16 protein-coding genes and 1 tRNA gene are annotated in these 19,733 nt (G+C 57.0%); 3 read left to right on the top strand and 14 right to left on the bottom strand.

Going from position 1 to position 19,733, the window contains the following annotated elements:
* Positions 1-86 precede the first annotated feature (86 nt).
* Complete coding sequence (gene malQ / locus WC370_05260; GenBank protein MFA5308881.1) at positions 87-2,219, top strand: 4-alpha-glucanotransferase; 2,133 nt, start codon at positions 87-89, stop codon at positions 2,217-2,219.
* Positions 2,220-4,661: a DUF3536 domain-containing protein gene (locus WC370_05255; GenBank protein MFA5308880.1), complete on the top strand. Its 2,442-nt coding sequence runs from the start codon at positions 2,220-2,222 to the stop codon at positions 4,659-4,661. It begins immediately after the preceding gene.
* 9 nt (positions 4,662-4,670) lie between these two features.
* On the opposite strand, the gene WC370_05250 is transcribed toward WC370_05255, so the two are convergent.
* Genes WC370_05250 through glgP form a run of 4 tightly spaced genes read right to left on the bottom strand, consistent with a single transcriptional unit; the run spans position 4,671 to position 11,099 of the window.
* Complete coding sequence (locus tag WC370_05250; protein ID MFA5308879.1) at positions 4,671-4,943, bottom strand: SemiSWEET family transporter; 273 nt, start codon at positions 4,941-4,943, stop codon at positions 4,671-4,673.
* Positions 4,944-4,965: 22 nt separating this feature from the next.
* Complete coding sequence (glgB, locus tag WC370_05245; protein ID MFA5308878.1) at positions 4,966-6,963, bottom strand: 1,4-alpha-glucan branching protein GlgB; 1,998 nt, start codon at positions 6,961-6,963, stop codon at positions 4,966-4,968.
* The gene (locus tag WC370_05240; GenBank protein ID MFA5308877.1) at positions 6,938-8,974 is read right to left on the bottom strand and encodes an alpha-1,4-glucan--maltose-1-phosphate maltosyltransferase; all 2,037 of its coding nucleotides are present in this window, start codon (positions 8,972-8,974) and stop codon (positions 6,938-6,940) included. The genes glgB and WC370_05240 overlap by 26 nt, the downstream gene beginning before the upstream one ends.
* A 4-nt stretch (positions 8,975-8,978) precedes the next feature.
* Positions 8,979-11,099, bottom strand: coding sequence for an alpha-glucan family phosphorylase (gene glgP / locus WC370_05235; GenBank protein ID MFA5308876.1), 2,121 nt, complete (start codon positions 11,097-11,099; stop codon positions 8,979-8,981).
* A 231-nt stretch (positions 11,100-11,330) separates the two neighbouring features.
* Between glgP and WC370_05230 the strand changes: the two genes are divergently transcribed.
* Positions 11,331-13,154, top strand: a complete 1,824-nt coding sequence (locus WC370_05230; GenBank protein MFA5308875.1) for an aldehyde ferredoxin oxidoreductase family protein — start codon at positions 11,331-11,333, stop codon at positions 13,152-13,154.
* Between the two features lie 224 nt (positions 13,155-13,378).
* On the opposite strand, the gene WC370_05225 is transcribed toward WC370_05230, so the two are convergent.
* The 10 genes from WC370_05225 to WC370_05180 all read right to left on the bottom strand — a co-directional run bounded on the left by WC370_05225 (position 13,379) and on the right by WC370_05180 (position 19,727).
* Positions 13,379-13,636, bottom strand: coding sequence for a hypothetical protein (locus WC370_05225; protein ID MFA5308874.1), 258 nt, complete (start codon positions 13,634-13,636; stop codon positions 13,379-13,381).
* Between the two features lie 76 nt (positions 13,637-13,712).
* The gene (locus WC370_05220; GenBank protein MFA5308873.1) at positions 13,713-14,576 is read right to left on the bottom strand and encodes an exonuclease domain-containing protein; all 864 of its coding nucleotides are present in this window, start codon (positions 14,574-14,576) and stop codon (positions 13,713-13,715) included.
* Positions 14,577-14,803: 227 nt separating this feature from the next.
* Positions 14,804-14,879: transfer RNA gene (locus tag WC370_05215), tRNA-Lys, on the bottom strand.
* A 167-nt stretch (positions 14,880-15,046) separates the two neighbouring features.
* Positions 15,047-15,256 (bottom strand): hypothetical protein, encoded by a 210-nt coding sequence (locus tag WC370_05210; protein MFA5308872.1) that lies wholly within the window; start codon positions 15,254-15,256, stop codon positions 15,047-15,049.
* 252 nt (positions 15,257-15,508) lie between these two features.
* Complete coding sequence (locus WC370_05205) at positions 15,509-15,943, bottom strand: response regulator (GenBank protein ID MFA5308871.1); 435 nt, start codon at positions 15,941-15,943, stop codon at positions 15,509-15,511.
* Positions 15,944-16,117: 174 nt separating this feature from the next.
* Positions 16,118-16,654 carry a hypothetical protein gene (locus tag WC370_05200; protein ID MFA5308870.1) on the bottom strand — a complete coding sequence of 179 codons (537 nt, stop codon included), beginning with the start codon at positions 16,652-16,654 and terminating at the stop codon, positions 16,118-16,120.
* A gap of 44 nt (positions 16,655-16,698) precedes the next feature.
* Positions 16,699-17,172, bottom strand: a complete 474-nt coding sequence (locus tag WC370_05195) for a hypothetical protein (protein ID MFA5308869.1) — start codon at positions 17,170-17,172, stop codon at positions 16,699-16,701.
* Positions 17,173-17,206: 34 nt separating this feature from the next.
* Complete coding sequence (locus tag WC370_05190) at positions 17,207-17,674, bottom strand: hypothetical protein (GenBank protein ID MFA5308868.1); 468 nt, start codon at positions 17,672-17,674, stop codon at positions 17,207-17,209.
* A 46-nt stretch (positions 17,675-17,720) separates the two neighbouring features.
* Entirely contained in the window at positions 17,721-18,548 is an 828-nt protein-coding gene (locus WC370_05185; GenBank protein ID MFA5308867.1) for a nuclear transport factor 2 family protein, read from the bottom strand.
* A gap of 468 nt (positions 18,549-19,016) precedes the next feature.
* Positions 19,017-19,727, bottom strand: coding sequence for a response regulator transcription factor (locus WC370_05180; protein ID MFA5308866.1), 711 nt, complete (start codon positions 19,725-19,727; stop codon positions 19,017-19,019).
* Between the last annotated feature and the right edge of the window lie 6 nt (positions 19,728-19,733).

Below are 19,733 nucleotides of genomic sequence, written 5' to 3'. Positions count from 1 at the left end.
CCCAATTATACAATAAGCGGTAATTCCGGTAAATAACATGGAAATCTATGGAGAATTGTCTTAAAATGGTTTATTAACGAGTGAATATGGAAACAGCCAGGATGAAATTACAGCTCGGGCAGCTTGCCCGACTTTACAACGTGCAGACGGCGTATTTAAATATCGACCGTTTCCTGGAACCGGCTGCCCCGGAAAGCCTGCTGGCGATACTTAAAGCCCTGGGCGCCCCGGTAATAACGGAAAAGGACATCCCGGCGGCCATACGGGAAAGAAAACTGTCGCTCCGGCGGCAGCCGGTCGAACCGGTTACTATAGCCTGGGACGGGGCGCGCCCGGCGGTCAAAATGAATTGCCCCGCCCCCCTGGCGGATGCCCCCGTGACCTGCCGCCTGGAGACGGAAAGCGGGGAGCGGACGGAATGGCCGGTGCCGCCGGACGCCATGAAAGTCCTTTCCGGCACTGACGTCGAGGGCATCAGCTATTTGACCAGAGAGATTACCTTGACGCGGGGACTGCCTTACGGCTATCACCGGCTGACTTTAGATATGAAGGGTAATTCCTGCCGGACGCAAATCATCGCCGCGCCGCAGAAAACATTCACACCGGAAGGCCCCGATGAACGGCGCTGGGGCACATTTATCCCGCTGTACGCTTTACGGGGGAAAGATAGCTGGGGCAGCGGGGACTACCGCGCTTTAGGGGAGCTGGCGGACTGGGTGGGGGGAAAAGGGGGGAGCGTCCTGGCTACGCTGCCTTTGCTGCCGCTCTACCTGGACGAGCCTTACGAGGCCAGCCCCTACGCGCCGGTCAGCCGCTTGCTCTGGAGCGAGTTTTACGTGGATATAGCCGGATTGCCGGAGCTTGACGACTGCCCCGCGGCGCGGTCGCTGGTAAACTCGGACGCTTTCCGGGGGGAAATTGCAAGACTGCGCCAAAACCCGCTGGTGGACTACCGCGGTGTCATGGCTTTGAAGCGGCGGGCCATGGAGGAAATGTGCCGCTGCCTCTTGAACAGGCCGGGCGCACGCCGCGATGAGTTCCTCCGCTTTGTACGGGAAAACCCGCTGGTGGAGCGCTACGCCGCCTTCCGGGCGGTGATGGAAAAGCGTGAAGCGCCCTGGCCGGCCTGGCCGCAGACTTTGCGGGACGGCAATATTACCCCCGGTGACTACGATGATAACGTTAAAGACTACCAACTTTACGCGCAGTGGCTGGCGCACCGGCAGGTGGAGGAGCTATCCGTAAACGCCCGCGCCAAAGGCATGAAAATGTACTTCGATTTGCCGCTGGGCGTCCACGCCGCCGGGTTCGATGTATGGCAGCACCGGGACAGCTTTGTGGCCGGCGTGACCGCCGGAGCGCCGCCGGATGCCGTTTTTACCGGTGGGCAGGACTGGTATTGCCCCCCGCTCCACCCGGAAAATATAAGGCGGGACGGCTATCAATACGTGCGCGACTACCTGCGGCACAACTTGCAGTACGCGGATATATTGCGCGTCGACCATGTGATGGGGCTGCACCGCCTTTTCTGGATTCCGCCGGGAGGAGATGCCGGGCGGGGGGTGTACGTTAAGTACCATGCGGAAGAGCTTTACGCCGTCCTTTGCCTGGAGTCCCATTGTCACCAATGCGTCATCGTCGGTGAAGACTTGGGCATGGTGCCCGGCTACGTGCGTAAAAGCATGTCCCGCCACGGGCTGGACCGCATGTACGTCCTCTATTATGAGCTGGCGGAGGACGCCTCCAAAGCCATGCACGCTATCGCACCGTCCACCGTGGCCAGCCTCAATACCCACGATATGTCGCCCTTCGCCGCTTTCTGGGACGGGGACGATATTAAGGAAAGATTAAACATGGGTCTGACGGACGCCGCCGGGGCTGTAGAGGAAAGAAAGCATCGGCGCGTGGTAAAAAACAGCCTGACCAATTTCCTCCGGCAGAAGAAGTTCCTGGCTAAAGCGGCCTCCGGCACGCGGGCGGCGTTGAGTGCCTGCCTGGCCTATCTCAGCGCCAGCCGGTCGCGCACGGTGCTGGTCAACCTGGAAGACCTCTGGCTGGAAAAGCGGTCGCAGAACGTGCCGGGCGTAGGTGAAAAGTACCCCAGCTGGCGGCGCAAAGCGTGCTATACTTTAAAGGAGTTCAGTAACGATAAAGACGTCAGCGCCGCGCTGGCCGGGGTTGACCGTCGCCGTAAACACCGGATGGAAAGGGAAGGCTAGATGGAACGCTATATCTGTATTCACGGGCATTTCTACCAGCCGCCGCGCGAGAACGCCTGGCTGGAGTACGTAGAGTGGCAGAACTCGGCCTATCCCTACCACGACTGGAATGAGCGTATTACCGCCGAATGCTATCTGCCCAATACCTCCTCCCGCATCCTGGGAAAAGACGGGTTTATCGCTAAAATCGTCAATAACTACGCCAAAATCAGTTTCGACTTCGGGCCTACCCTCCTGACCTGGCTGGAAGATAACAGTCCGGACGTTTATCAGGCCGTCCTGGAAGCGGATAAACAGAGCGTTATAGATTTCTCCGGGCACGGCTCGGCGATGGCGCAGGCCTACAGCCACCTCATCATGCCGCTGGCCAATTACCGCGACCGCTACAGCCAGGTGGCGTGGGGCATCAGGGATTTCGTGTACCGCTTCGGGCGCCAGCCGGAAGGCATGTGGCTGCCGGAGACCGCCGTGGACCTGGAGACGCTGGATATCATGACGGAGCTGGGCATTAAATTCACCGTCCTCTCCCCGTACCAGGCGGCCAAGGCGCGCCGCGGCGGCGCCCAGAACTGGCGGGACGTTAGCGGGGGGACTATCGACCCCACCCGGGCGTATTTCGTAAACCTCCCCTCCGGGCGGAAAATCAGCGTATTCTTTTACGATGGCCCCATTTCCGCCGACGTTTCTTTTAAAGACCTGCTGAAAAACGGCGATGTATTCGCCGGCAGGCTGTCCGACGCTTTTTCCGAGAAACGCGACCACCCCCAGCTGGTCAACATCGCCACCGACGGCGAGACCTATGGGCACCACCACCGCTTCGCCGATATGGCGCTGGCTTACGCCATCCATGACATCGAAAACGGCGGGGCGGCTAAAATCACCAACTACGGCGAGTTCCTGTCCAAATACCCGCCGGACTTCGAGGTGAAAATTATCGAAAAATCGTCCTGGAGCTGCACCCACGGCGTGGACCGCTGGTGGAGCGATGACGGCTGTACCACCGGCGCGGGCAACCACCCGGAATGGAACCAGAAATGGCGCACGCCGCTGCGCAACGCCATGGACTTTCTGCGGGACACCATCGCCCCCCGCTATGCAGAAAAAGCCGCCCCGCTGTTTAAAGACCCCTGGGACGCCCGCAATGGCTATATAGATGTGATACTGGACCGCTCCAAGGAAAACGTGGCTCAATTCTTCCAGAAATACGCCTCTCACGAGCTGAACCCGGCAGAGCGGGTAACGGCGCTCAAGCTGCTGGAGCTGCAGCGCCACGCCATGCTGATGTACACCAGCTGCGGCTGGTTCTTCGATGAGCTTTCCCGACCGGAGCCGGTGCAGGTCATCCAGTATGCCGGCCGGGTGGTCCAATTGGCCCGCGACCTTTTCAGCGGGGATACGGAGGAGGACTTCCTCAAGATTCTGGAGCAGGCTAAAAGCAATATACCGGAGCAGGGGGATGGCCGCCGCATTTACGATAATTTAGTGCGACCCGCCATGATAGATTTAGATAAAGTGGCCGCGCATTACGCCATCAGCTCTCTCTTTGAAGACTATAGCGATAACAACAAGGTCTATTGCTATTTCGTGGATAATGAGGACTACCATGTCACGGAGTGCGGCCAGGCCAGGCTGGTGACCGGGCGGAGCCGCATAACCTCCGAGATTACGGAGGAAACGGCGCTGATAAGCTACGGCGTCTTTCACCTGGGCGGGCATGTCATCAACGCCGGGGTGCACGATTACCAGGGCGAAGAGCCGTATCAGCAAACGGTAAGTGAGATAGCCAACAGCTGCTCTACCGCCGACTTTACCCAGGTGATGCGGCTGCTGGATAAGAGCTACGGCGGCGCGGCCTATTCCCTGAAGTCGCTTTTCCGCGACGAGCAGCGCAAGGTGCTGGACTATATCTTGCAGTCGACGATGACGGATATCGAGCGGGCCTACCGGCAGCTCTACGAGAACCACTATTCCCCGATGCGTTTCCTTTCCGAGCTGGGCGGCCCGGTGCCCCGCGCTTTCCACTCCGCCGCCGAGCTGATTATCAATATAGATTTGCACCGCGCCGTCAACGGGGGCGCGGTGGATGTGGAGTCCGTGCGCAGCCTTATTGATACCGCCGGGAAGTGGCAGATAATAGTTGACGGCGAGGGCATCGGCTACGACCTTAAGTTAACGCTGGAAAAAATGATGGCGGCGCTGGCGGCCGCCCCCGCTGATACGGACAGGCTGAAGAAGCTGGGGGAAGCGATAACGCTGGCGCGCGGCCTGCCCTTCCCGGTAGACCTGTGGAAGGTGCAGAACCTCTACTGGGAGATGCTGGGCAAGGACTACGCCGTCCTCCAGCTGAAAGCCGGGCGGGGCGATGCCGCGGCCCGACAGTGGGTGAAAGCGTTCGCCGGTCTGGGCAACGACCTTTCTCTGCGGGTGGGGACGGAAGGGTAAAAAGCGCCGTCAGGTTTCTACAACGCGGAAGCGGTAATAGAGCGCCAGCCCGGCCACCAGTATGGAAATAGCCACGATGTTCGCCCCGATGATTACCCAGTCGTGCCGGCCGATGCCGTAAGTTAACCACAGAGCGTTGCCCGCGGTCAGCTGCCACATGGTAATATGGCTGACGTCACGCGCGGAGCGGCATTTCAATATCTTGGTTACCTGGGGTAAAAAGCTGAAGCTGGTAAGCGCGGCGGCACAGATGCCGACGATTGTCCAGACGATGCCGTCCATATATCACCGCTTTCCGGATAAATCATTTATCCTGCCGCCGCAGGAAAATCACGCCCAGCGGCGGTATGGTCAAGGTCAAAGAATGAGGCCGTCCGTGCCTCGGCTTGTTCTGGGTGGCAAGCGCGCCGGGATTGCCCTGGCCGCTGCCCCCGCAGGCGGGGCTATCGCTGTTGAGTATTTCCCGCCAGGCGCCCGGCAGGGGCACGCCGATATCGTACTTGAAGTGCGTCTGCGGGGTGAAGTTGCAGACGATAATGGTGAGATCTTCCGGTTTGCGCCCCTTGCGGATAAAGCTGATGATGCTGTTATCGGCGTCGCTGGTGTCCAGCCACTCGAAGCCGTCGGCCTCAAAGTCCAGCTCGTGTAAAGAGGGCTGCTCCCGGTACAGCTTATTGAGGTCGGCCACCCAGCGCTGGATGCCGGCATGGCGGTCATACTGCGTAAGGTGCCAGTCCAGAGAGCTTTCGTGCGACCACTCCCGCCACTGCCCGAACTCCCCGCCCATGAAGAGGTTTTTCTTGCCGGGCTGGGCGTACATGTAGCCGTAAAGCAGGCGCAGTCCGGCGAACTTCTGCCAGTCATCCCCCGGCATCTTGCCCAGCAGCGATGACTTGCCGTACACCACCTCGTCATGGGAGAGGGGAAGCACAAAATTCTCGGTAAAGGCGTAGACCATGCGGAAGGTGATATCGTTCTGGTGATACCTGCGGTAAACGGGGTCGCGGCCCAGATAGACCAGTGTATCGTGCATCCAGCCCATGTCCCATTTCATGCCGAAGCCGAGCCCGCCGGAATAAACGGGGCGGGACACCCCCGGCCAGGCGGTGGACTCCTCGGCGATGGTCTGCACATCCGGCTTTTCCCGGTAGACCACCTCGTTGAGCTGCTTTAAAAAGGCGATGGCGTCCAGGTTTTCCCGCCCGCCGTTTTTATTGGGTATCCACTCCCCGTGCTTGCGCCCGTAGTCCAGATAAATCATGGAGGCCACGGCGTCCACCCGCAGGCCGTCCGCGTGGTACTTTTCCAGCCAGAAAAGGGCGCTGCTCTTGAGGAAGCTCCGCACCTCGTCCCGGCCGTAGTTAAAGATGCAGCTGTTCCAGTCCGGGTGGATGCCCAGGGCGGGGTCGGCGTGCTCATAGAGGTGGGTGCCGTCGAAGAAATTCAGGGCGTGCTCGTCATCGGGGAAATGGGAGGGAACCCAGTCCAGGATAACGCCGATGCCCTGTTGGTGCAGGTAGTCCACCAGGTACATGAAGTCCTGGGGGGCGCCGTAGCGGGAGGTGGGGGCAAAGTAGCCGGTGGTCTGGTAGCCCCAGGAGCCGTAAAAGGGGTGCTCCATGACCGGCAGCAGCTCCACGTGGGTGAAGCCTAGTTGCTTGATATAATCGGCGATTTGCGGGGCGAGCTCGCGGTAGGTCAGATAGCGGTTGCCTTCCTCCACCACGCGCCGCCAGGAGCCCAGGTGCATCTCATAGATAGAAAAGGGGGCGTCCAGCGCGTTATTTTTCTGCCGCTTGGCCATCCAGTCGGCGTCCCCCCAGTCGTAAGCCAGGTCGCGCACGATGGAGGCCGTTTTGGGCGGGGTCTCGGCGTAAAACGCAAAGGGGTCGGCTTTGTCGACGGTGTATTTCCGGACATGGGAAACGAGGTGGTATTTATAGACCGCGCCCGTCCCGATGCCGTTAATAAAACCTTCCCAGATGCCGGACTTGCCCCGCTGCCGCAGGGGATGGCTTGATTTGTTCCAGCCGTTAAAGTCGCCGGTGACGGATACTTCCCGGGCGTTGGGCGCCCAGACGGCGAAGTGCGTCCCGGCCGCGCCGTCGATCACGCGGGGGTGCGCGCCGAGCTTATCGTAAAGCTGGTAGTGATTGCCTTCGTTGAAAAGGTAGAGGTCGTCATCGGAAAGCAGGGAAACATCATAGCGGACGGGGGGCGCGTTAGGGGTTGGCGCGGGCTGGGGCGGTTTGGCGTTCTTTTTCGGCGTCATGATTTTAGTATTGACCTTTCTCGTCCTCAACCTCAGGAACAGCCTCTTTGACCGGCGCCGGGGTGAGGTCGGTTAGGCGGAAGATGTGGGCGGGGCAGACGGCGGGATTAAGCTCCACGTAGTTCCATTCCCCCCGCCAGGTGTAGGACTTGCCGGAAAGCAGGTCGATCACCTGGTACGGTTTTTCCGTATCGAAGCCCCAGGCCGCCAGCGGCACGTTGACCATGGAGGACTGTATGGCCTGGGGATCCAGGTTCACCGCTATAAAGATGATATTGGCGCGGTCGTCCGTGTGCTTGCTGTAGCAGATAATATGGTCGTTGGCGGAGGCGTTGAACCATAAATTACGATTGCGGCGCAGGGCCGGGTTTTCTTTACGAATACGGTTGACGCTGCCGATAAAGCCCTTGAGGCTGTCCGGCCGGTCGGTGTCCCAGTGTTTTATTTCATATTTTTCCGAGTTCAAATATTCCTCGCTGCCCGGGGCGCGCGGCGTATTCTCCATCAGCTCGAAGGCCGGGCCGTAAATGCCGTAGTTGGAGGAGAGCGTGGCCGCCAGCACCAGTCGCGCCTGGAAAGACCACTGTCCCGCCTTTTGCAGGTAGGCGTGGAGGATATCCGGGGTGTTCGGCCAGAAATTGGGCCGGAAGAAATCTTTGACCGGCGTCTGCGTCAGCTCCACCAGGTATTCCGTCAGGTCTTTTTTATGATTACGCCAGGTAAAGTAGGTGTACGACTGCGTAAAGCCGAGCTTGGCCAGGCGGTACATCACCTTGGGGCGGGTGAACGCCTCGGCCAGGAAAATGGCGTCCGGGTAGTCTTGCTTTACCTCCCCGATAAGCCACTCCCAGAACCGGAAGGGCTTGGTGTGGGGGTTGTCCACGCGGAAGATGCGCACGCCCTGCTCCGCCCAGAACACCACGATGCTTTTCAGCTCTTCCCACAGCTCCCGCCAGTTTTCCGTATCGAAGTTCAAGGGATAGATATCCTGGTACTTCTTGGGGGGATTTTCCGCGTACTGGATAGTGCCGTCCGGCCGCCTGAGGAACCACTCCGGGTGCTCCCTGACGTAAGGGTGGTCCGGCGAGCACTGGAAGGCGATATCCAGGGCGATTTCCATATTGAATTCCCCGGCTTTGGCCAGGAAGCGCCGGAAATCCTCCAGCGTGCCCAGCTCCGGATTGACGGCTTTATGGCCCCCCTCCGCCGCCCCGATAGCCCAGGGCGTGCCGGGGTCGCCGTTATTAGCGGCCACCGCGTTGTTCTTCCCCTTGCGGCTGGTGACGCCTACCGGGTGGATGGGGGGCAGATAGAGCACGTCGAAGCCCATTTCCGCGATGTAGGGCAGACGCGCCTCGCAGTCCCGGAAGGTGCCGTGTTTCCCCGGCGCCGGGGAGACGGAGCGGGGAAACATCTCGTACCAGGCGCTGAAGCCGGCTTTTTCCCGTTCCACTCTTACCGTGAGCTCTTTGGCATAGGTGGCGGGGTTCCGGCGGTCGGTGCATTTTTCCATCAGCTCCGTTATTTCGTCGCTCATGGCCAGGTCTATTTTTTCCTCGTCGCTGACGGTGGGGGAGTTGAGCGTATCCAGTAAAGTCTTCAGGCCGTGCTTGTTGTTTTTGGAGGCGCAGCGCCTGACCTCCGTTATCATCTCGATGCCGCTGCGGAAGTGCACCATCAGGTCTTTATCAGCGGCCAGCAGGCGTTTTTTCAGGTCGCGCCGCCAGGTCTTGAAGCAGTCCACCCAGGCGGTGATGGTGAAAATATAGTCGCCGATTTCTGCGGCGGCGAACGACCCCGCCCAGCGGTCATTGACCAGCAGCCGCATTGGGGTCTCCCGCCACCCGGTCTCTTCACCGCGGCGGTAAAGGAGGCGGGCGGACAACACGTCATGGCCGTCCGCGTAGATATCCGCCTCGACGTTGACCGTATCGCCGGCGGCGGCCTTGGCGGGATAGCGTCCGCCGTCCACTTCCGGGCTGACGCCCTCGATGATGATGCGGCAGCGGCTGTCCATCGGTCCGTTCAATTGTTTCATCATAATATCATGCCCGGGAGGCCGGGAGGTACATTTGTTCGCAGTACTCTTTGAGCATGCGGCGCGCGGAATAGACGGGGACGATGGTGCGTATGGAATTTTTCATCATGGCAATCCAGCCCGGCGGCAGGCTGTTCCGGTCGCGCTGGTAATAGAGCGGGATTACCTCTTCCTCCAGCAGGTCATACAGCGCGTCGGCGTCGGACTTGTCCTCTTCCTCGCAGCAGCTTTTAATCGTGTCGTCGCCGATAGCCCAGCCGTTGCCGTCGGTAAAAGCCTCATGCCACCAGCCGTCCGGCACGCTGAGGTGGAGGACGCCGTTGAGGCAGGCTTTCATGCCGCTGGTGCCGGAGGCTTCCTGGAGGCGGCGGGGGGTATTGAGCCAGATATCCGCGCCCTGGGCCAGGTACCGGGCCAGACGCATGTCATAGTCCTCCAGAAAGGCGATGCGACCCTGGAAGGTATGGTCTTTGGTCAGGTTGTGCACCTGCTGGAGCAGCAGCTTGGAGGCCGTGTCCGCCGGGTGCGATTTGCCGGCGAAGATAATCTGGACGGGGCGCTCCTCGTCATTGATAATGCGCTTGATGCGCTCCAGGTCCTGGAACAGCAAAGAGGGGCGCTTGTATTCCGCGAAACGCCGCACGAAGCATATGGTTAACGCATCGTGGTCAAGCAGAGAGCCCATGGAAAGGATTTGCTGGGGTGATATGTCTTTATGCGACCAGCGCTGCTGCGCCCGCTCCAGGATGATGTGGAACAGTTTGCGCTTGAGCACCTGGTGGAGCTCCCACAGCTCCGCGTCCGGGATGTCGTTAATGCGTTCCCATAGCGCCGGGTCATCGTGTTTTTCCATCCAGTCGATGCCCAGGTACTTGCTGTATAGCTGCCGGGTCTCCAGGGCCACCCAGGTGGGCACGTGAATCCCGTTGGTAACGTAGGATATGGGGACTTTGTCCTCCGGCACGTCCGGCCACAGGCTGTGCCACATATGCCGGGTGACTTTGCCGTGTAGCCGGCTGACGGCGTTGCGGTAGCCGGAGGTCTTCATCGCCAGGATGGTCATGTTAAAGCTGTTTTTGGGGGCTTCGCTATCGCGGCCCAGGTCCAGGAAAGTCTCCTTATCGATGTCCAGCAGCGGCCAGTAGCTTTCAAAGTAATGCTCCATGAGCTGTGTGGTAAAGACATCATGCCCGGCCGGGACGGGCGTATGGGTGGTGAAAATGGTGTTGCGCCGTATCTTTGCCGCGGCGTCCTCGAAAGACGCCCCGGCGGCTACCTCTTCCCGGATGCGCTCCAGCGTCATAAAAGCCGTATGCCCTTCATTGGCGTGCCAGATGGACGGGCTGATGCCCAGGGAGCGCAGCACGCGCACCCCGCCGATGCCCAGCAGGATTTCCTGCACCAGGCGCTGCTCGCGGTCAGCGGTGTAAAGTCGGTTGGAAAGCTGGCGGTCCTGGAGCTCGTTTTCTTCCAGTCCGGTATCCAGCAGGTAAAGTTTCACCCGCCCCAGCTGCACCAGCCAGGCGCCGATGTGCAGCGTTCTTTTATCCAGCTTTACCTCTACCAGGCAGCGCTGGCCGGAGCTGGAAAGGATGCGGGTAACCGGGGCTTTGTTAAAATCCAGCTGGCGGTATTCTTCTTCCTGCCAGCCTTCCGAGGAAATGCGCTGGTGAAAATAGCCCTGCGGGTACATAAACCCCACCGCCGCCATGGGGATGCCCAGGTCGCTGGACTCTTTGCACAGGTCGCCGGCCAGCACGCCCAGGCCGCCGGCATAGATGGGCAGGGAGTTATGCAGGGCGAACTCCATGGAAAAATAGGCCACCGGGCCGTTAAAAGCGCCGGGGTGTACCTGCCGGTACCAGGAAGAGCCGTCCCGGGTATCGGCGTCGAAGGAGGTCATGGCGGCATCGTAAATCGCCAGGAAGGATGAATCGGCCGCCGCCGCTTCCAGCTTTTCGCGGCTGATATCGTAAAGCATCTGGATGGGATTGTGCCCGGTCAGTCTCCAGAGGGTATAATCCAGGGTGCGGAAAACCAGCCGGCCTTCCGGGTGCCAGCTCCACCAGAGATTGGTGGCCAGCTCTCTGAGACGGCTGATGCGTTCCGGTATTTTAAGGTACGTCACTGCTGTGCTCCTTTTTTACCCGCTCAAGACCTATAGAAAAATTATATTCTAATTGGATTGAGATTACTAGATGATAAAGCGTCAAGAAGGTCAGGGTTAGCTTTATATTTTGTTGGTGGTTTGGCCGTAATTATGGATGGAAATGGACAATATTGACATCAAAAGCCGGGCGTGGGACAATCAAAGTAGTATAAATATGACACTAACCGAGACCGGTAAAAGGAGTATAATATGACGCCTGGATACATGGGAAAGCTGCTATGGGTGGACCTTACCACCGGGAAAATTACCGTTGAAACCCCGGACGAAAGCCTGTACCGGGACTACATCGGGGGCTACGGCATCGGGGTAAGGAAGCTTTACGACCACATGAAGCCGGGCGTTGACCCGCTGGGACCGGAAAACATTTTAGGGCTTATCAGCGGCCCCTGCACCGGCACGCCGATTCCCTCCGGCGCCCGCTACGCCGCCGTGGCTAAGTCCCCGATAACCGGGGGGTGGGGTGATGCCAACTCCGGCGGGTTCTTCGGGCCTTATTTGAAATTTTCCGGTTATGACGGCGTGTTTTTCACCGGCGCCTCCGCCAAGCCGGTGTATCTGTTAATCGACGAGGGCAAGGCGGAGCTGAAAGACGCCGGCCATCTCTGGGGCAAGGACGCTTACGAAACGGAAGAAACACTGGAAGCGGAATACGGCAAAAACAGCCGGGCGGTCTGCATCGGCCCGGCCGGAGAAAAGCTGTCGCTCATCGCGGCCATCATGACGGACCACGGTTCGGCGGCGGGGCGCTCCGGGCTGGGGGCGGTGATGGGCTCCAAGAAGCTCAAGGCGGTGGTCGCCCGGGGTACCGCGGCGGTTACCATCGCCGACAAGGAAGCCGCCGACCGGCTGAGAAAAGAACACGTCAAAGAGCTGGCGGCGCCCGGCCCGATGAACCTGGAAGGGCTGCACAAATTCGGCACCTCCGCCATGACCGCCAACTCCGCCGTCAGCGGCGATACCCCGGTCAGGAACTGGGGCGGCATCGGCGTCGTCGATATACCCAACGTGGAAGGCCTCAAGGCGGACGTCCTGGCTTCTTACGTAACCAAGCTGGGCGGCTGCTGGCGCTGCCCGGTGGCCTGCAAGGCCGTCCTCAAAGAAGGCGTGGAATACGAATACCCCGCCGGCGTCAGGCGGCCGGAATACGAAACGCAGGGTAGCTTCGGGGTGCTCTGCGGTAACAGCAACACCGAGTCCATCAACAAGGCCAACGATATCTGTAACCGCTACGGACTGGACACGATATCCGCCGGCACGATTATCGCCTTCGCCATAGAGTGCTATGAAAACGGCATTATTACCAAGAAAGACACGGACGGCATCGACCTTAAATGGGGCAATCACCAGGCGCTGGTAGCCATGACCGAGAAAATGGCTAAAAGGGAAGGGCTGGGCGATATCCTGGCCGACGGCGTCAAGGTGGCGGCGGAGAAAATCGGCAAGGGCGCGGAGAAATTCGCCGTGCACGTCGGCGGGCAGGAAGTGGGCATGCACGACCCCAAACTGGGGCATGGCATGAGCTCGGGCGCCCGCTACCAGATGGACGCCACCCCCGGCCGCCATACCCAGGGCTTCGGCCCCGGCGGCTTCAGCACCCATGTCCTCAATTCCAGCGGCCTGTGCCTGATAGGTTTCGGGTTCGGGGCGGGACCGGCCAGGATGGTGGACTTCCTGAACGCGGTCACCGGCTTCAACTATACGCTGGCCGAAGTCCTCAAATGCGGGGATAGGATCGGCGCTTTGAGACATATTTTCAACCTGCGCGAGGGCATCTGCGAGCTGAACTGGACGCCGCATCCCCGGATAATCGGCGACCCGCCGCAGAAGGAAGGGCCGCTGGCCGGCGTCACCATCGACCAGAAAGCCCAGGTTTACTGGAACATGGGCGCCATAGACTGGGACCCGATTTCCACCAAGCCCTCCAAGCAAAAGCTGATGGACCTGGGGCTGAAAGAACTGGCGGAAGAGCTCTGGCCGCCGCCCAAGTTCCCCTTCGGGCCGCCCCCGGGCTAAATAGTTGCCGAATAGTTAATTAAGAGCCTGCCTGACAAGCTATACGCCGGGCAGGCTTTTTTTTAGGGGGAAGAGATTAGGGAATAGAGATTAGGGGGAAGAGGGAAGGGAAAATATGGTGAGCCGTGGAGGGCTCGAACCTCCAACCTGATGATTACAAGGAACTAAATGGCAAACCATGCAAAACTACACCTCGTAGCTAAAACCGGCAGCTCCTACTCATTTTAAAGGTGATTAGGGTTCCGTTGATAGAACCTTGATAGTATATACAGAGCAACAGCCCCGCCTGTTACTGCCAAAGCTTTAAACATGCCCTCAGCATATAGCTGGATGATTTGAATGGCACTTGCCCCGGCGCTGGCCGCGAAATCAACATTACTCATCGTGTTTTTATAGATTACGACAAGAAAAATAACAGCCAACAATCCAACGAAAAACCTGACCGCTCCCACTAGGTAAGGGATAATATTTAAAGCATTCATCTATATTAGTTCCTCCTATATAAATATGTCACAAAAATAAAACTATCAAGATGATGATTACCCCGTCGGCAATTATTTATGATAGTGAGGCCAATGCCTTAAAATCAGATTCTTTCAATATACGTATCTGTTGACCCTGAAGCATTAGTTCCTCTGCCTTTCTATGTTTTGTACTCTTTTCTTGACCCGCTAATTTTTTAATATCTTGGTCCCCGGCAACTAACAAAGTAGTCCGTTTAGTCACACTGTTCTCAACCTGGCATCCAAGATTAGCCGCCATTATTACAGCTTCATTCCTATGTATTGATAAAGCACCGGTAAATACCATCACTTCACCATAGAGCGGTCCATCTGGATTACCATTCATCTTAATGTGGTGTGAATCGCTTGATTTAGAGATATTAATGGGTTGTCGTACACGTTTTAGCCAAGATTCTATATCAAGGCCAGTCTTTTCAATAGCCGCAATCATGATATGGCCTGAGGCTTTAGCATCTTCAAATGCATCATGGTGTGTGAAGTTATATCCGATAAAGTCACAGATATTTTTCAGACCATAACCTTTATAGGCGAATTGTTCCCAGGTTCGTCGTGCAACCAAAGCTGAATCTAACCACTTTATAACCGGCGGTTCAATCTCATATTTTTCAAAAGCCTTAATAATGGAAACTCTATCAAAATGGGTATGGCACACGCAGATATGACTAATAAAATATTCACTGATTATTTCAGTTATATCAGGGAATCTGGGAGCTTCTGTAACTGTAATTTCATCAATACCATGGATAGATATATTCATCTGATCAAAATAATCTTCCGGATTAACATAAGATTTCCAGCCTTTAACGAACACCCCATCTTTAAATTCTGCAATACCGATTTGGCAGATTGAGGACATATCAGCATTGGCTGTTTCTACGTCAATCGAAATGAAATTCATCCGACCAATCCTTTTTTCCCCTTTGTTGAGGCCACCCGATGCCGCTATCGGCGCTGGTGATACGCGCTGCCTTGCCGGAAGATTTACAGCTAGGAGGATTCATAATACACCTCTGTGACTGAAATTATGGCGTATTGAATTGGCTTTATTATAAAACAAAGGAAGAGATTAGGGAATAGAGATTAGGGGGAAGAGGGAAGGGTGAAGGGGGAAGTAAAGTAAAAAGATGGTGAGCCGTGGAGGGCTCGAACCTCCAACCTGATGATTAAGAGTCATCTGCTCTACCAGTTGAGCTAACGGCCCGGCTAATACTTACGACTTTTTATTGTAGCATTACCGGCTGTATCGTGGCAAGGCATTGAAGCTGACAGGTAAAAACAGCCAACAAAAAGCTCCCCCGCGCTAAAGGGCAGGAGAGCTTTATTTATCTTGTTACGGTGTTTCCCGGCCAAAAATCAGCCGGTAGCGGCTCAGTTTTGCACGTGGTCGGCCAGTTTTATACGGTCGATGGGCGCCAGCAGGCTGCCTTCCGCCGTCAGGATATCCCGGCTGCTGATGATGTTCAGGTCCGGGTGCGCCAGGCGGAACCTCTTCATAATGTCGTCGTGTTTCTTGAAAGACTCGTCATCCTTCGCTTTGGCGTTGTCCGCGTTCTTTTTTCTAATCCACAGTATAATCATGCTTCTCTCCCGGATAAAGCGTTTATTTTAACGCCGCCCATCGTCTTACCGTCGCATCACCTGAAGCAACGTGGGTGGCGATTAAGCTACGGAACTAGCTTATCGCCGGGGCGGATAATAAAACATAAAAAGGCGGGGCGGCGCTATAAACAAAATATAAATTTTAAACGTGGGGGCGGAAAATAGGGGTAAACGAAGAGGGTCGGACGGCGCGCCGTCCCGGCCCTCAAATAACACGGGGAAGCCGTAGATTTAGTTTTTACTGACGCGTATATTGAACTGGGGTTCCGGGGCGGACGCCATGCGCTTTAGCGTGTCCTCTATCCTCTGTTTCAGCTCATCCATCCCGAAGGGCTCGGTCAGATAGCTGTCACAGCCCAGGTTGAGACCCCTGACCGTGCCGTCGCCGGTGTCCCAGGTACTGAGCATCATGATGGGGGTCTGTGTCCACTGGCGGAGCTGGAGACAGGTGCCGATGCCGTCCAGGGTAGGCATGACGATGTCCAGGATAATAAATTCCGGCTGTTCCGCCCCGAGCACCTCCCGGAGCTGGAGGCCGCTGCGTTCGGTATTGACTATCTCGTACTTGCCGTCGTTCATCTCTGTTTGCAGCAGCGATACCAGAGCGGGGTCGCGGCTGATAATAAGCACCTTGATTTTCGCCATCATGGTAGTCTCCTTCGGCATGATTGCTCGTTTTACCCGTAAAGATTAACACCGGGTCAGTAAACAGGGCATAAACGGAAATAATCATAAGATAAATAACTTGTTAATGATACGGTGGGGCGGGACGGCAAAAGAAACCCCGACCGGGGAGGTCGGGGTTTACATAACCTATGAGGTTTGCGGGAATAAATTCAGCTATTTTTTCGCTTTAGGCTTGGCTTTGGCCGCGGGGGCGGCTTTGGCTTTAGCCGCCGGTTTTTTGGCGGCAGGTTTGGCGGCGGCTTTCTTTACCGCGGCGGGCGGCGCGGCTTCGCCGGGTTTGCGCGGCGGTTTGCGCCCCATTTTGTAGACGCGGGTCAATGATACTTCCATGAAGACGATGGGCTTGGTCACTTTGCTGATAACGATAGGGCAGTGCTTGACACTGCCGGGTATGGAGACCACCGCGGGCTCGGTGATATGGTACTTTTCCCCGCCCAGCGTGAAATCGATTTCCGCCCCGAAGTCCGTGATATCCAGCGGGTTCCCGCCGATGAAGCAAAGCATCTCCGGGAATTTGTGGGCGTGGGTGAAATCAAAGGACATGGGTTTGGTGATGCAGTGGTACCCGATGCTGCAATCGGCGTCCAATTCGCCGTCATGCGCCACGATTGATTTCCCGCTGTAATGGGCGATCTCCCGTATCAGGTCCCCGGTGTGTACGCACTTTTCGTATTTGTTTTTTGCTGCCATGTTTCTCTTATCTCCTTCTAAATAAATTTACTAAATTAAACCGGTTATTCGTTCCCGGAGGAACGCGTGTAAGCCCGGCTGTTGCCCGCGGTGAAAAAGAACACGGGACTATCGATGCGGCGGAAGACCAGCGGCAGGTGCTTTAACCCGCGGGGCACGAATATCAGGCAGGAGTAATCTATAATGTACTGCTCGTCATCCAGCCAGAACTCTATTTCACCGTCGAGCTTCCGCGGGTCTTCGCGGCTGCTCCCGATGAACCCCAGCACCTCATCGAAGGCATGGGTATGGGCAATCTCCGTCTGGATGCCCTGCTGGCCGTGGGACTTCCAGAGCCAGTGGCAGTCCACGTAAAAAGCCCCCGGCACGATCTTTTCGTTGAGGTTAAAGAGGGGAGTGCTTTCCGTATAGTTGCCGGCTTTACGCTGCTCCTCCATCCGTTTCATCATTTCCGCCGGTGGCTGTCCCATCCGGATGTTATCCGTGATGATGTATTTAGCGTATTTTCTTTCGGCCATTACTATCGCTCCTCATCCATAAATACCCGGGCGGCTAGGTCTCGTTGCCGGAGGTCCGGGTGTAAGCGGCGCCGTTGCCCATGGTGATAAACAGCAGGGGGCGGTCGATTTTCCTCATGCCGCAGGGGCCGTGGGCCAGCCCGCCGGGGATGAATACCATACAGCTTTTGTCCACGATGTACTGCTCATCGCCGAGGTAGAAATCCAGCTCGGCGCCCAGCTCCTGCGGGTGCTCGCGGTCCGTCCCCGCGAAAATCCAGACCTCGTCCCATTCATGGGCGTGGGAAATCTCGGTATAGACCTTGCCCTTCTGGTCCCACATCCAGACGCAGTCCACGTAAAACGCCCCTTTGGCCACGGTATCCGTCAGGTGGAACATGTGGGTGCTTTCCGTATAGTTGCCCGCCTGCCGCTGCTCCTCCAGCCTTTTCAGCATCTCGGCGGGGGGCGGCGGAGTCTTGTCTTCTTTAATGATATACTTTTCATATTTTTTATCCGCCATGATTCTCCTTACAAAGACCTATTGCCGCCGGCAACACCGGAAAAAACTATTTTTTGGACTTGCGTTTGGCTTTGGTTTTTTCCTTACCGACCGCTTTTTCTTTATCTTTGGCTTTGGACTTAGCTTTGGACTTGGCTTTACCTTTGGGTTCAGTCGCCAGCGTTTCCCGGGCGATTTTAGCCGCGGCTTTGACGTTGGCAAGGAGCTTGGCGTTCTTGGCGGTTTCCGAGGTAGGTTTGCCGGTGACCGGGTGGTTGAAATGGAAGGGGAAAATGTAGCCGGAAACGAAGCGGGGGTCGCCTTTGGGGGTGGGGATATCGGCCCCGGGAGCGACGAAGCTCTCCATCGCCTTGCCGAGCTCTTCCACCGGCGACCAGGAGTCCGCGGGTATCTTGATGCTCAGGGGGATAATCCAGTCCACCTTCCAGAATTTCCAGACGCCCTTCTGCTTGATATATTCGATTTCATACAGGCCGCCGACGATGGACGGGCTGGTCTTGCCGGTCTTTTGGTTGGGGACGGCCACGCCTCCGAAGGAGTACCAGCGCCCTTTGGCGTGCTTGCCGTCCGGGTCTACGTCCACCACCCCGGCGATGGGCATGACCTGGTGGAGAAAGCCGGGCGGCGGCTCGGGCCGGTCCGTGCCTACCCCGAAATAGCGGTTGACGCCTTCCTTGCCCTTCCAGGTGCCTTCCAGCCAGTGCAGGGTTACGTCCGGGTCGTCCGCGAAGCAGTCGGCAATCTCATCGCGCATCATGTGCATGACGTAATAGCTGTAGGCGCGCTGGAGCCTCTTGACCTCGTTAACGTCCTCCAGCAGGCCTACTTTCTTTTCCAGGGCTTTGATTTTGGCTTCCATTTCTTTTTGTGTCATCTGAAAAACTCCTTACGATGCATTATCCGTATTCATGAGCGTGTTTTTAGAGCTATCCGTTTGTTTTTAGGTAATATTAAACTGATTTTACTCTAAAATACAGGGAAGAAACAAATAAAAACGGGGTATATTTTACTAAATATACAGTATAACGCGGATATTTATTTAATAAGCGGCGGATTGCGCAGCGCCGGGGTCGGTTATAGCGGCAGGACGCAGGACGGAATGGGGTGAAGAAAATAATGGCGGCGGGGGGAGGCAAAGCCGCCCGACGGTGATTTATTGGAGCCGGGACTAATGCAGGCCAACAAATAACCGCTCATGGTGAGCCTGCTTGCCCTTCATAGCTTCAGCGTAGGAGGGTCGAATCCATGAGCGGCTTAGTGTATTGCCCTTCGACAAGCTCAGGGTGAGCGGTTACGCGAATTGTTTTTTGTTGCAAGCTACGGCGTAATTAGTATAAATCCGCTAGACCGACGTCGCCGGGGCGGAGGTGGTTATATGGTACCCCACCCCCGGTATGGTCTGGATGTACTTGGGGTTCTTGGGGTCCGGTTCCAGCTTGCGGCGCAGCCGCCCCACGAATACCCTCAGGTACTCTTTTTCCGATGAGTATTCATTGCCCCAGACGCTTTGCAGCAGCATGTTATGGGTCAGCACTTTATCCGAGTTTACCGCCAGGTGCTGTAAAAGGGCGAACTCGGTGGGGGTAAGCGTTATCTCCCTGCCGTCCACGGTCACCCGCCGCTTGGCGAAATTGATTTCCAGCCCGTCACTGACAAAAGAGGGCTGGGCGGGGGCCACGGTGGGGTCGCCGCGGTGGCGGAAAGCGGTCTTGATGCGCGCCATCAGCTCGGCGATGCCGAAAGGCTTGGTCAGATAATCGTCCGCGCCCAGCTCCAGGCACTTCACTTTATCGTTTTCATCACCGCGGGCGCTTAAGATAATAATAGGGATGTCCGACCACTCGCGGATGCGGCGGCATACCTCGACGCCGTCCACCTTGGGCATCATCAGGTCGAGGATAATCAAATCAACGAAGTCTTTCTGCACCTTTTCCAGCGATTCCTCGCCGTCCGTGGCCGTAAAGATTTCGTAGCCCCGCGCTTTCAGGTTGGTACTGAGCAATCTCAGTATCGCCGGGTCGTCATCTACGATTAAAATATGTTTCTTGTCCATGGTCGT

Source organism: Dehalococcoidales bacterium, from assembly GCA_041652735.1.
Classification (GTDB): domain Bacteria; phylum Chloroflexota; class Dehalococcoidia; order Dehalococcoidales; family RBG-16-60-22; genus RBG-13-51-18.
The sequence above is the reverse complement of the archived record's forward strand: the minus strand, read 5'-3'. Positions and strand labels throughout refer to the sequence as shown.